This window comes from Oceanisphaera psychrotolerans, from assembly GCF_001870485.1.
GTDB lineage: Bacteria > Pseudomonadota > Gammaproteobacteria > Enterobacterales > Aeromonadaceae > Oceanimonas > Oceanimonas psychrotolerans.
The window spans coordinates 25871-39517 of record NZ_MDKE01000012.1 but is presented as its reverse complement, the minus strand read 5'-3'; the positions used below and the strand labels follow the sequence as shown (position 1 = coordinate 39517).

The 13647-nt window shown below is 60.3% G+C and carries 6 protein-coding genes and 3 pseudogenes; 7 read left to right on the top strand and 2 right to left on the bottom strand.

Features of this window, described 5'->3' with window-relative positions:
• Window positions 1–22 precede the first annotated feature (22 nt).
• Both BFR47_RS06135 and BFR47_RS06130 read right to left on the bottom strand, forming a co-directional pair.
• A pseudogene (locus tag BFR47_RS06135) lies at window positions 23–1935 on the bottom strand (CocE/NonD family hydrolase).
• Between the two features lie 79 nt (window positions 1936–2014).
• On the bottom strand, window positions 2015–3607 hold the full coding sequence (locus BFR47_RS06130; RefSeq protein WP_071472254.1) for a BCCT family transporter: 1593 nt from the start codon (window positions 3605–3607) through the stop codon (window positions 2015–2017).
• Window positions 3608–3996: 389 nt separating this feature from the next.
• On the opposite strand from BFR47_RS06130, the gene dnaA reads away from it, so the two are divergent.
• From dnaA to bcsG, 7 genes and pseudogenes are all read left to right on the top strand, one after another.
• Window positions 3997–5391 (top strand): chromosomal replication initiator protein DnaA, encoded by a 1395-nt coding sequence (gene dnaA, locus BFR47_RS06125; RefSeq protein ID WP_071472253.1) that lies wholly within the window; start codon window positions 3997–3999, stop codon window positions 5389–5391.
• A 13-nt stretch (window positions 5392–5404) separates the two neighbouring features.
• Window positions 5405–6508 (top strand): DNA polymerase III subunit beta, encoded by a 1104-nt coding sequence (gene dnaN / locus BFR47_RS06120; protein ID WP_071472252.1) that lies wholly within the window; start codon window positions 5405–5407, stop codon window positions 6506–6508.
• A 2-nt stretch (window positions 6509–6510) separates the two neighbouring features.
• A pseudogene (gene recF / locus BFR47_RS06115) lies at window positions 6511–7601 on the top strand (DNA replication/repair protein RecF).
• A gap of 4 nt (window positions 7602–7605) precedes the next feature.
• Window positions 7606–10023, top strand: coding sequence for a DNA topoisomerase (ATP-hydrolyzing) subunit B (gene gyrB, locus BFR47_RS06110; RefSeq protein WP_071472251.1), 2418 nt, complete (start codon window positions 7606–7608; stop codon window positions 10021–10023).
• Window positions 10024–10231: 208 nt separating this feature from the next.
• Window positions 10232–11778: pseudogene (bcsE, locus tag BFR47_RS19425) on the top strand (cellulose biosynthesis protein BcsE).
• A 2-nt stretch (window positions 11779–11780) separates the two neighbouring features.
• Window positions 11781–11978 (top strand): cellulose biosynthesis protein BcsF, encoded by a 198-nt coding sequence (bcsF, locus tag BFR47_RS06095; RefSeq protein ID WP_071472248.1) that lies wholly within the window; start codon window positions 11781–11783, stop codon window positions 11976–11978.
• On the top strand, window positions 11971–13626 hold the full coding sequence (gene bcsG / locus BFR47_RS06090; RefSeq protein WP_217645473.1) for a cellulose biosynthesis protein BcsG: 1656 nt from the start codon (window positions 11971–11973) through the stop codon (window positions 13624–13626). The genes bcsF and bcsG overlap by 8 nt, the downstream gene beginning before the upstream one ends.
• Window positions 13627–13647 lie beyond the last annotated feature (21 nt).

The window sequence follows — 13647 nt, the reverse complement described above, 5'->3', positions numbered from 1 at the left end:
TACTCCCGGCCGGCCTCCCGGGCTACTGTGCAAGCCGTGGAATACGGTGTTCCCAGCTTTTTTCGTTGAACACCTCACCGTTCAGCCAGGCCCGCTGCCGGGCACCCAGGTAGAAATGCTGCTCGTCGCAGGCCAGGTGCAATTCGCTTTCCACCCGTACTTCCCAGTCATCCCGACCGGCCCGGTACAGCCAGTGAATATCGGCCTTGGTCGCATCGGGATCATAGGGCCGGGTGCGATATTCCTCGGTGGCTTTCTGTTCCACCCAGAGGCCGTGATCGAGGAAGCGATAAGTCCCCATGTCGTCGTCCACCCGCACGCAGACTTCGCCACTGGCGACGTCTTCGGTGATGGTGCGTTTGGGGCTGGACTCGCGCAGCGTCTCCATGTTGACCGGCTGGGCGGATTCCGGCGGCTGGAAGGGATTGTCGATGGCCTCGCCGCGGTATACCGGCAAGGTCAGGCACTGTTGACCGGGCACCAGACTCAGGGTGGTCAGCCTGGGGCTGGGCCAGAGCAGCGGAAAATGAGCGGTGGCGATGGCGACACGCAGCCGGTGGCCGGTCGGCACCCGATAGCCGATATTGTCCAGCTCCACTTCGAAGTCCATCTCTTCACCGGGCACCGGCGGGGTCAGTTCGGCCTTGTCCTGGCGCAGGGCCAGATTCAGAGTGCCGTAGCTTATCAGGGTGGCCCGGCCGTCCGGCGCGACGTCACTCAGGCGCACCGTAACCTGACCACAATCCTGATCCACCGCGCCCCTGAGTGCCAGCCGGGGGTTGCCCAGCAGCGGCAGCGGCTCGGTCAGGGGGGCGCTGTCGAAACAGAGGGACAGGGCATCGTCGCGGCGCTGATCGGTGGGGAAGTCGGGGCCGAACCAGATGGCACAATACTCGCCGCCATGCACGCCGGTGGTGAGCGGTGAGCAGACGCTGGCGGGGGAGGCAAGTGCATGTTCACCCTGCTGCAGGCCGTTGTCGGTCAGGCTGAACAGCTGTTGCTCTCTCTGGCTGCCGGGCCATCCGTCGGTCTGCACCCAATCGCCGGAGCGGTGGGCGGTCATGGCGGAAGGAGGTTGGGCATCCTGCAGATAGAAGGTGCACTCGGGCTCGTCCATGATGCCGGTATCGATCCCTTTCAGCCAGTGATCCCACCAGCGCAGGGCTTCCTGTAAAAAACCGATGGCCGGATCCGGAATGGCGAAGTGGGGATATTTGTGGATCCAGGGGCCGATCAACGCCTTCTTCGGGCAGCTGAGCTGTTCCATCATCCGCACCGGGGTGTTGCGATAGGCATCGCCCCAGCCGCCGATGCAGTACACCGCCGCTTCGATATCCTGGTAGTTTTCGCAGATGGAGCCGTGGGCCCAGTAGGGGTCCCGGGTACTGTGCTCAAGCCAGGGCTTGGCCAGCAGTGGCATGTTTTCCAGTCGGTGCTTCCACATCGCCTGCCAGTTGTCTCCCACCAGCCGGGGATCCGGCACGGCGGCGGAAAAGCTCAGCATGGTGGCAGCCCAGCCCATGTTTTCCAGCAGCAGGTTGCCACCCTTGAAATGCACATCGTCGGCGTAGCGGTCGTCGGTGGAGCAGAGGGTGATGATCGCCTTCAGCGGCTTGGGCCTGAGGGCCGCCAGCTGCAGGCTGTTGAAGCCACCCCAGGAGATACCCATCATGCCCAGGTTGCCGTCGCACCAGGCTGGCGACTGATCCAGTCGATGACTTCCAGTGCGTCATCCTGCTCCTGCTTCAGATACTCATCCAGCATCAGGCCGTCGGACTCGCCGTTGCCGCGAATATCCACCCGTACGCAGGCATAGCCATGACCCGCCAGGTAAGGATGAGTCAGTGCATCGCGCACCGCGGTGCCGTCGAGCTTGCGATAGGGCAGGTACTCCAGAATGGCAGGCACCGGCTGTTGCTCGGCATCTTCTGGCAGCCAGATACGGGCAGCCAGGCGGGTACCGTCTTTGAGCGGGATCTGCAGATGCTCGATTTCACGCACCTGACGGGGAAACTCATGCTTGATTTGCATTTACCGGTATTCCTTCAAATGATGAGTGGGTGTCGCTGGCCGGAGCCGGGCTGACCGGCATGGTCACCAGGGCCGGATTGGACAGCCAGTGCCATAGCGAGCCGCTGGCCAGCAGGATAATGAACATGGCGGGCAGACCGCCGAGATTGGACAGCATCTTGACGCCGTCGAGGCCGACGAAAGACACCATCACCCAGGATACGGTGCCGATCACCGTGCCCCACAGCACCTTGATGGTCAGGCTGCCGTCGAGGTTGCTGTCGGCAGTCAACCCTTGGGTGCAGAGCCCGCCGATGGCGTCGGTGTTGGAGTCGGCCGCGGTGACATAGGAGATGAAGGCGATAAACAGCAGCAGCACTATCATCAGGTTGCTGCCCGGCATCTGCTCGAAAATCCGGTACAGCACGTGCTCCACGCCTTCGTTGTTGAGCACATCGTTGAGGCCGGCGGCCTGCTGCATATCCAGATAGATGGCGGTGCCGGAGAAGATACAGATCCAGACGATGGCGAACAGGGACGGAAACAGCAGGTTGATGCGGATGAATTCGCGCACCGTGTAGCCGCGGGCAATTTTGCCGAGGAACAGGGCGGTGACCGGTGCCCAGGCGAACCATACTGCCCAGTAGAAGATGCTCCACCACTGGGGCCAGGGGTCACTGGCGGCGGCGCCGGTAAACAGGCTGCGGGTAAAGAAGGTATCGAGATACAGGCCGAGGGACTCGGTGCCCAGCGCGATCATGAAGATGCTGGGGCCGAAGCTGAACATGAACAGGCCGAGGAACAGCAGCAGCCAGGCGTTGAGTGCAGACATCCGCGCAATGCCTTTTTTCAGGCCACTGGCGGCCGACAGCACGAAGGTTGCTACGATTATCGCGATGATGATACCGAGACGCAGCGGGCTGGTTTCTCCACCCAGATACTGGCCAGCGCCGCCGGCCAGGGTCAGGGCTCCGGTGCCGAGAGAAGAGGCCATGCCGGCCACCAGGGCATAGAGCGCCACCGCATCGATCAGGGTGCCGAAGCGACGGGTGTTGCGGGCGCCCAGTACCGGCTCCAGCATGCTGCCGATGGAGAAGCGCTTGCGCTGGTTATAGAAGACGAGGGCAAACACCAGCGAGGGAATGGTGTAGATGGCGTAGGGGGTGAAGGACCAGTGCAGAAACATCGTGGCCATGGCGAAACGAGCCGCATCCGGTGAACCTGCTTCCAGCCCGGTACTTTCGGGCGGGCCAAACAGATGATAGAGCGGTTCGGCGGTGGTCCAGAACAGCACACCGACCGCCAGGGTGGTGCACAGGGTAATGGAAAACCAGCGCCACTTGGATAGCAAGGGTTCGGCTTGCTCGCCACCGATGCGGATCCTGCCGAGCGGTGAAAAATAAACCACCACCGCCAGCACCAGCAGATACAGGCTGCCGAGGCTGAACAGCCATGAAAAATTATCCAGGATGGCGCTGTTCAGGGATTTGGTGGTGGCGAGAAAGCCGTCCAGATTCAGATAGCTGGCGAGCAGGGCGCCCAGCAGCAACAGGAAGGTAGGCCAGAACACCAGGGGTCTGAGGTTGGTCGATGACATCTTGTGAATCACTCCGTGTGGGTACTGCATATCCTTTTATTCTGTTCTTGGGGGCAGGATAAAACTCCCCCGGTTTTGCAACCTTGCATTAACACGCGACCCAGTCTGCTCAGTGGCGCAGATGGGCTCAATCAATATCTGGGTATGAGGTCATGATCGTTGATCATTGCCATCGGCTCGATCTTACCCGGATTGGCGACGGATCGGGTGATCGGGGATGGTGTGCGTAGCTTGTTTATAAATCGAAGGATCCTGTGCATGAAGTTGTGACTTATTCACAGATGTCAAGGATCATATTTTCCAGGATCGAGTCGATCCGGCTAGAGATCCCGCCCTCGGGCCAGTAGAATAACTGCCCCTTGATTGATCCCTTTGTTCCAGGAGTTCTGATGAGCGCTATGCTTTGGCAGCAGTGTCTTAACCGGCTACAAGATGAATTGCCCTCGGCAGAATTCAGTATGTGGATCCGGCCGCTGCAGGCGGAGCTGGGCGATAACACCCTGACCCTCTTTGCCCCCAATCGCTTTGTACTCGATTGGGTGCGGGACAAGTATCTGCTGCGCATCAACGGCCTGCTGGGCGAATTCTGCGGCAGCAATTGCCCGCAGATGAAGTTCGAGGTGGGTAACAAGCGTACGCCGGTCAACCTGGTGACCAGCGGCAGCAACAGCGGCGGCGGTAGTCAGGGTGGCAAGTCACAGGCCAGGGTACAGACGGTGCCGTCCTGGATCGAACAGGCCGACGATCGGCCGCAGATCAATCACAAGAGCAACATGAATCCCAACTATACCTTCGACAATTTCGTCGAGGGTAAGTCCAACCAGCTGGCCCGCGCCGCGGCCCGCCAGGTGGCGGACAACCCGGGTGGTGCCTATAACCCGCTGTTTTTATATGGTGGCACCGGCCTGGGCAAGACCCACCTGCTGCACGCGGTGGGCAACGGCATTCGCGCTCGCAAGGCCGATGCCAAGGTTATCTACATGCATTCCGAGCGCTTCGTGCAGGACATGGTCAAGGCGCTGCAGAATAACGCCATCGAAGAATTCAAGCGCTACTACCGCAGCGTGGACGCCCTGCTGATCGACGATATTCAGTTTTTCGCCAACAAGGAGCGCTCGCAGGAGGAATTCTTCCATACCTTCAATGCGCTGCTCGAGGGCAATCAGCAGATCATCCTGACCTCGGATCGTTACCCGAAAGAGATCAACGGGGTCGAGGATCGACTCAAGTCCCGTTTCGGCTGGGGACTGACGGTGGCGATAGAGCCGCCGGAACTGGAAACCCGGGTCGCGATCCTGATGCGCAAGGCCGCCGAGAACAAGATGCATCTGCCCGACGAGGTGGCTTTCTTCATCGCCAAACGGTTGCGTTCTAACGTGCGCGAGCTGGAAGGGGCATTGAACCGGGTGATTGCCAACGCCAACTTTACCGGTCGGGCCATCAACATCGACTTCGTGCGCGAGGCACTGCGTGACCTGCTGGCGCTGCAGGAAAAACTGGTGACCATCGACAACATCCAGAAGACGGTGGCTGAATACTACAAGATAAAGGTGGCGGATCTGCTGTCCAAACGGCGTTCCCGCTCGGTGGCGCGTCCGCGCCAGCTGGCCATGGCCCTGGCCAAGGAGCTGACCAATCACTCCCTGCCCGAGATCGGTGATGCCTTCGGCGGCCGGGATCACACCACGGTGCTGCACGCCTGCCGAAAAATCGGCCAGCTGCGTGAAGAGAGTCATGATATAAAGGAAGATTATTCCAACCTTATCCGCACCCTGTCTTCCTGAATCGGAGAACCTCATGCAGTTTACCATCAGCCGTGAAGCGATACTGCGTCCCCTGCAATTGGTATCCAGTGCCCTGGGGGGGCGCCCCAATCTGCCGATCCTCAACAATATCCTGCTCAGTGTCGTTGATGATGCCCTGTCGATGACCGGTACCGATACCGAAGTCGAGATGGTGGCGCGGGTTGAGCTGCAGGGGGCGGTGACTGCCGGTCGCACCACGGTGCCGGCGCGCAAGATGCTGGACATCTGCCGGGGCCTGCCCGATGGTGCCGAGCTGAAATTCACCCTGGAAGGGGAGCGGCTTATCCTGCGTTCCGGGCGCAGCCGCTTCAATCTGTCTACCCTGCCGGCGGAAGACTTCCCCAATATCGAGGAGTGGAACTCGGTGCTGGAGTTCGATATCAACCAGCTGGCACTGAAGAAGCTGATCGAGTCGACCCAGTTTTCCATGGCCATTCAGGACGTGCGTTATTACCTCAACGGCATGCTGTTCGAGACCGACGGTCAGTGGCTGCGCACCGTGTCTACCGACGGTCACCGTCTGGCGACCTGTCAGCGCCAGTTGCTGGCCGACGAGTTGCCGGCCCAGCAGGTGATAGTACCGCGCAAGGGCGTGCTGGAGCTGGTTAAACTGCTCGAGCACGAGGATCAGGATGTGCGGCTGCAAATCGGCAAGAGCAACATCCGGGCGGTGACCTCGGGCTTTATCTTCACCTCCAAGCTGGTGGATGGCCGCTTCCCGGATTACCGCCGGGTGCTGCCGCGCGAATGTGACAAGACCCTGATCTGTGGCCGGGAAGAGCTGCGCCAGGCCTTTTCCCGGGCGGCGATTCTGTCGAACGAAAAATTCCGCGGCGTGCGGCTGAACATGCAGGATCAGGTGCTGAAAATCACCGCCAACAACCCAGAGCAGGAAGAAGCGGAAGAAGTGCTGGATGTGGATTACCAGGGGGCCGATCTGGAAATCGGCTTCAACGTTTCCTATGTGCTGGACGTGCTCGGCACCCTCAAGTCCGACAAGGTCAAACTCAGCCTGAAGGATGCCAGCAGCAGCGGCCTGATCGAGGCGGAAGACAACGGGGATGCACTGTATGTAGTGATGCCGATGCGACTCTAAGCATGGCGTTGCTCAATCTACAGCTGAAGGACTTTCGCAACATCCATCATGGCCGCCTGGTACCGGCGGCGGGTATCAACCTGTTGGTGGGCGCCAACGGCAGCGGCAAGACCAGTATTCTGGAGGCCATCCATTATCTGGCGTCGGTCGTTCCTTTCGTACCCACCTGACCGGCCGGGTGATCCGGCAGAGTGAACCGGCTTTTACCCTCTTTGCCCGGGTGCGGCAAGGCGACGACAGCCTGCCGGTGGGGTTGAGCAAAACCCGCGGTGGCGATACCCGGCTCAAGGTCGGCGGCCGGGCTGCCGAACGGCTGGCCGACCTGGCACACATTCTACCCATTCAGTTGATCCACCCGGAAGGGTATAATCTACTGACCGGCGGCCCCAAGTTGCGGCGGGCCTACCTGGACTGGGGGCTGTTTTATTCCCATGCCCGCTTTTTTACCGTCTGGGGCCAGTTCCGCCGGCTGCTCAAGCAGCGCAATGCCCTGCTGCGGCAGCAACGAACGGGTCGGGAACTGGGTTACTGGGATCAGCAGCTGGTCACGGTGGCCGAAGAACTGAGTCTGTTCAGGCAGCAATATGCCGAGGCCGTCGAGCCGGTGATCCGTTCGATAGCGGCAGATTTTCTGCCTGAATATGATTTTTCGTTCGACTTTTTCCGTGGCTGGGACCGGCAAACGACGCTGGCCCAGGTACTGGAGCAGGGCCTTGAGCGGGATCTGGGTCTGGGTTATACCCAGTCCGGCCCGCACAAGGCAGAGATCAGGATCAAGGCCCGGGGCATGCCGGTGCAGGATCTACTGTCGCGCGGCCAGCTCAAGTTGCTGGTGTGCGCCATGCGGCTGGCCCAGGGCCTTTATCTGAAAACCCAGTCCGGACAGGACTGTATTTTTCTGATCGACGACTTTGCGTCTGAACTGGATGAACACAAGCGAGGCCTGCTGGCACAGCGGTTAACCGAACTGGGTGCCCAGGTATTTGTTTCCGCTATCGATGTGGCCCAGCTCAGTCAGATGATTACACGGGATAACAGCAAGCTATTTCACGTGAAACAGGGTGAAATCACCGAAACCCAGGAGTGCGAGTAAGCCAATGAGTGAACACACTTACGACTCTTCGAGTATTAAGGTATTAAAAGGTCTGGATGCGGTCCGGAAACGTCCGGGCATGTATATCGGCGACACAGACGATGGCACTGGCCTGCACCACATGGTGTTTGAGGTGGTGGATAACTCGATCGACGAGGCCCTGGCCGGGCACTGTAAAGACATCGTCGTGACCATTCACGTGGATGGTTCTGTTTCCGTGTCCGATGATGGCCGGGGGATACCGGTCGATATTCACGAAGAAGAAGGCCGCTCCGCCGCCGAGGTTATCCTCACGGTGCTGCATGCCGGTGGCAAGTTCGACGACAACTCCTACAAGGTGTCCGGCGGTCTGCACGGCGTGGGGGTATCGGTGGTGAACGCCCTGTCCGAGAAACTGCAGCTGACCGTCTGGCGCAGCGGCAAGGTGCACGAGCAGACCTATCGTCACGGTGAGCCCCAGGCGCCGCTGGCGGCGGTGGGTGACACCGCCAAATCGGGTACCCTGATCCGGTTCTGGCCCAGCCACGAAACCTTTACCGATACCGACTTCCATTTCGACATTCTGGCCAAGCGTCTGCGCGAGCTGTCGTTCCTGAACTCGGGTGTGTCCATTCGCCTGCTCGACGAGCGGGAGAACAAGGAAGTGCATTTCCAGTACGAAGGCGGCATTCAGGCCTTCGTCGAGTACCTCAACCGCAACAAGACCCCGATCCATCCCAAGGCGTTTCACTTCAACAGTGAACGGGAAGACGGTATTTCGGTCGAGGTATCGATGCAGTGGAACGACTCCTACCAGGAGAATATCTTCTGCTTTACCAACAACATCCCCCAGCGGGATGGCGGTACCCACCTGGCCGGCTTCCGCGCGGCGCTGACCCGGACCCTGAATACCTTTATGGACAAGGAAGGGTACAGCAAGAAGGCCAAGACCTCGGCGTCCGGTGACGATGCCCGGGAAGGTCTGACCGCGGTCATTTCGGTCAAGGTGCCGGATCCCAAGTTCTCGTCCCAGACCAAGGACAAGCTGGTGTCGTCCGAGGTGAAAACCGCGGTGGAACAGGCCATGGGTGAGCGGTTGAGCGAGTTTCTGCTGGAAAATCCGGGTGATGCCAAGATCGTGGTCAACAAGATCATCGACGCGGCCCGGGCCCGGGAAGCGGCACGCAAGGCGCGGGAAATGACCCGCCGCAAGGGCGCGCTGGATCTGGCCGGTCTGCCCGGCAAGCTGGCCGATTGCCAGGAGAAAGATCCGGCGCTGTCCGAACTCTACATCGTGGAGGGTGACTCGGCGGGTGGCTCGGCCAAACAGGGTCGTAACCGCAAGAACCAGGCGATTCTGCCGCTCAAGGGCAAGATCCTCAACGTGGAAAAGGCACGCTTCGACAAGATGCTGTCTTCCCAGGAAGTGGCTACCCTGATCACCGCCCTGGGCTGTGGCATCGGCCGAGACGAATACAACCCGGACAAGATGCGTTACCACTACATCATCATCATGACCGATGCGGACGTGGATGGTGCGCACATTCGTACCCTGCTGCTGACCTTCTTCTACCGGCAGATGCCGGAAATCATCGAGCGTGGCTACATCTACATCGCCCAGCCGCCGCTGTACAAGGTGAAGAAGGGCAAGCAGGAGCAGTACCTGAAAGACGAAGACGCCATGCTGCAGTATCAGACTAGCCTGGCGCTGGATGGTGCCAGCCTGCACGTCAACGAATCGGCGCCGGCCATCGGTGGCGAGCATCTGGAGAAGCTGGTCAACGATTACCGCAAGGTACAGATGCTGATCACCCGGCTGTCACGCCGGGCCCCGGAGCTGGTGCTGAACGAGCTGATCTATCAGCCGGAACTGACCCTGGAGGCCCTGACCGATGAACAGCAGGTCAAGAGCTGGGTGGCGGCCATCAACCTGGCGCTGGAAGGCAACAACACCAACGGTGCCGAATATCTGCTGGATTACGACTTCTTCGAAGAGCGCAACTGCTACCTGCCCAAGGTGAAGGTGCGTCAGCATGGTATCGAGCGGGCCTTCCCGATCAGCTACGACTTCTTCGCCTCCGGCGAATATCGCAGCATCGTCGCGCTGGGCAAGGGCATTGCCAACCTGATGGAAGAAGGCGGCTACGTGAAGCGGGGCGAGAAGACCAAGGCGGTGTCCAGCTTCGCCGAAGGCCTGGAATGGCTGATGCACGAGAGCAAGCGCGGTCTCTATGTGCAGCGCTACAAGGGACTGGGCGAGATGAACCCGGATCAGCTGTGGGAAACCACCATGGATCCCGGTTCTCGTCGCATGCTGCAGGTCACCATAGAGGATGCGGTGGCGGCCGACCAGCTGTTCTCCACTCTCATGGGCGATCACGTGGAGCCGCGTCGCGAGTTCATCGAGACCAATGCCCTCAAGGTCGCCAACCTGGATATCTAAGGCCCGATCTCGAGTGTCACAATATTGAGAGTAACGATGCCGTCCTTCTGGGACGGCATTTTACCTTGAGACACTTTCGGGTAATATGGCCACATCGCACTGCCTCAATCTGACCTTTTAGTCAGCTTAGCGAATTTTTCGCCAATATTCAGGGTGTTACATTCCCGCGATACATCGGCATGGCCCCTTCGACAAGAGCCCCACGACCATGACTCCATCCTTTCCCCTCGGCATTCTGCAGTTATGGGATGAACTGCAGCAGATGCAGACTCCCGGGCTGTACTGGATTCATACGGATCGAAAGGCCGATGCGACTGTGCTGTGCCGGCAGGTGATCGGCATTCAGCCGGCCGATACCCGGGCGGCCCTGATCTGCGTGGGGGGGACTCCGGCAGAGATAGTCGAGGGACTGGGTGAGGTGGGGCCCCGGGCCCTGCCGCTGTTTTCATTACCGGAAAGCGGGCGGGCACTGTTGCAGTTGCAGGAAGATCTGAGGCGCGGGCTCAGGCCACGGGGCCGCTTGCTGCTATTGTGCCTTCCCGCCCGGATCTGGCAGGACGAAGCCGAGCGGGCGAGATTACATGGCTGGCTGGCGGGGATGACCCACTGGCTGCGGGAACAGGGCTGCACCCTGCTGATCATCAGTCATGGTCCGGGTGGGGATGCCCTGGATGCCGCATTGCGGACCGAATATGGCACCCTCTCGGGCCTGGTACGGCTGCGCTGGTTGCAGGACCGGCATTCCTATCAGGTGGCGTTCTGGTTTAACCGGAGTGGTGTCAGCGCCAACCAGAAGCTTGACCTGATCCCCGGAGGGTCGGGCTGGCAAGTCCGGGCGGAACACCAACAGCAGCCCCAGCCGCGTAATGACGAACACCTGATCCTGTGTCAGAAAAAGGTACTGGAGGGTGGCGAGGCCTTGTCTGATCACTGGCGCCTGTTTGACAGCAATGAGGCGCTGGCCGAAGCGGGGCAGCAGGCCCGGGCGGCCACCCTGGTGTTCTCGCTGCAATACAGTCAGAACATCGAAGCGCTGGCTCGCCAGCTGCACCGGCTTCGTCGACGGCGTGGCAAGATGCTGAAACTGGTGGTGCGGGAAATGGCGGTCAGCTGCGTCAGGCCGATGAGCGGATGCTGCTGACCAGTGGCGCCAACCTGATAGTGTCGCATCATGTGCCCTTGTCCCGTTTTCTGACTCAGCTGGAAGGGATCCAGGGACAGGACTTCGTGCGCCATGTGCCTCCCGATGTCGATACTCTGCTGGATGCCCTCAAACCGCTCCGGTTGAAAGGGGTTGTCGACCAGGAGCGTTTCTGTACTGCCCTGACCGAGCTGATGGCGCATCCGCTGCTGGCGCAAGATGGCAAGGGCTTGCTGGTTGCCCTGCAGCCGGAGCCGGGACTGAGGGCGGCACAGGCCCTGACCCTGTGCCGGATAAACAGGGAGGGTGATCTGGCCACTGTGGTCGGCGATTGCTTATTTGTATTTCTTTTTTCCTGTATTATCAACGATTTGGATCGAGTGCTGGAGCATGTCTTCCGGCTGCCAGCGGAGGGCCTGTTCCGCCGGCAGAGGGTCTGGCATCAGGACCACCATATTCTGAAAGAGTTACAGAACATACGGCGGCAGCAGGTGCCCGAGTGGCTGCCCACCCCGAAGGCTGACGAGGGAGAACGGGACGTGGCGGTCGCTCTGGACCGCCGTTCCAGGCGTCAGCCTCAGTCTATCCGCCTGCCGGTTCTTCGAGAGGAATAGCCATGCTTATCGGTGATATTGTCGGTATCTTCCTGTTTTGTGCCGTGATCATGTTGCCATTGGGTTATTTTATGCGTGACTGGTTACCTCGTTTCCGGCAATGGTGGAGCGCCTTGCTGTTGTCACCGCGCTACCTGAAATCCGAAGGGGTACGGCGGCGCAAACCCATTCCCCCTGCAGCAGATGAACAAGATGAGTAAACACATGAACTCTGCCGCCAGCCCGTCGTCGTCCCTGCCGCTGCTTGGGCGGTACTGGCGTGGCCTGGGCGGCTGGAATTATTATTTTCTGCTGAAGTTCGGCCTGCTGTGGAACGGCTATCTGAATTTTCATCCGCTGGCCAACCTGGTATTGGTGGCATTTCTGCTGTTTCCGATCCCGAATGTCAGGCTGCACCGGCTGCGGCACTGGCTGGCGCTGCCGTTTGGCATTGGGTTGTTTTATCACGATACCTGGTTGCCCGGTGTCGGTAGTCTGCTGAGTCAGGGGGATCAGCTGGCGGGCTTCAGTGCTTCCTACCTGCTGGAGCTGGTGCAGCGCTTTATCAACTGGCAGATGCTGGGGGCGGCCTTCGTGCTGTGGGTGGCCTACCTGTTTCTGGCGCAATGGCTCCGTTTTACGGTGCTGGTGGTGACGGCTCTGGGCTGGCTCAACATCGTCGATGTTGCCGCTCCGGTGGTGAAGCTGTTGCCGGTGGAAGAAACGCCGGTCGCGGGGCGCCAGTTCGATGCGACGCAAACCAGCCCGACCCGGCCGGTCGAGGTTCCGGCCACCAATCAGAATCTGAATGCTGCGCTTGAGTCCTTTTATCGGCAGGAGCGGCAACGGCAGACCGGGTTTCCGGATTCGTTGCCTGCCGATGCGGTCCCCTTCGACGTGCTGGTGATCAATATCTGCTCGCTGTCCTGGTCGGATCTGGAGGCGACCGGGCTGGCGTCGCATCCGCTCTGGCAGCGATTCGACCTTCGTTTTCAGGACTTCAACTCGGCGACCTCCTACAGTGGCCCGGCCGGGATCCGCCTGCTGCGTGCGAGCTGTGGCCAGTCTCCTCAGCAAGCGCTGTATCAACCGGCCGACCCACGCTGCTATCTGTTCGACAATCTGGCGCAACTGGGTTTCAGCACCCAGCTGGCCATGGATCATGACGGTGACTTCGGCGGTTACCTGAGCGATTTGCGCCGGCACGGCCAGCTGCAGGCGCCGTTGATGTCACAGCAGGGCATTGCCCGGGCGCTGGTCTCGTTCGACGGTGAGCCGGTGCTGAATGATGCGCAGCTGTTCAGCCGCTGGTTGCAACAGCGGCAGGCGGCGGAAGAAACCCGCAGTGCCACCTTCTTCAACCTGATCCCGCTGCATGATGGCAATCGACTGCCCGGGCGCAATGAAACCGCCTCCTATCGGGACCGTGCCCAAACCCTGTTCGATCAGCTGGACGCCTTCTTCGATACCCTGGAGCAGTCCGGTCGCCGGCTGATGGTGGTGGTGGTACCCGAACACGGGGCGGCGCTGGTCGGTGACAAGGTGCAGCTGTCCGGTCTGCGCGATATTCCCAGCCCGGCCATGACCCGGGTTCCGGTCGGCATCAGGCTGTTCGGCACCCAGGCACCGGCCAGAAGCGCGGCGCTCGACGTCGACGCCCCCAGCAGCTACCTGGCGATCTCCGAGCTGATTGCCCGGCTGGTGGATGGCCAGGTGTTTGAGGCGAACGCCATCGACTGGCCGTCCCTGATCCAGGGGCTGCCGCAGACGGCAGCGGTATCGGAAAATGACAACGCGGTGGTGATGGAATTTCAGGGTAACAGCCATATCCGCCTCAACGGTGGTGACTGGGTGCTGTATCCCCGATGAATGGCGCCCTTGGTACCAATG

What these genes read in the sequence shown, in the direction of transcription:
- bcsG (WP_217645473.1), top strand. Translation starts at nt 11,971, where the DNA reads ATGAGTAAACACATGAACTCTGCCGCCAGCCCGTCGTCGTCCCTGCCG.
- dnaN (WP_071472252.1), top strand. Translation starts at nt 5,405, where the DNA reads ATGCAGTTTACCATCAGCCGTGAAGCGATACTGCGTCCCCTGCAATTG.
- dnaA (WP_071472253.1), top strand. Translation starts at nt 3,997, where the DNA reads ATGAGCGCTATGCTTTGGCAGCAGTGTCTTAACCGGCTACAAGATGAA.
- BFR47_RS06130 (WP_071472254.1), bottom strand. Translation starts at nt 3,607, where the DNA reads ATGTCATCGACCAACCTCAGACCCCTGGTGTTCTGGCCTACCTTCCTG.
- bcsF (WP_071472248.1), top strand. Translation starts at nt 11,781, where the DNA reads ATGCTTATCGGTGATATTGTCGGTATCTTCCTGTTTTGTGCCGTGATC.
- gyrB (WP_071472251.1), top strand. Translation starts at nt 7,606, where the DNA reads ATGAGTGAACACACTTACGACTCTTCGAGTATTAAGGTATTAAAAGGT.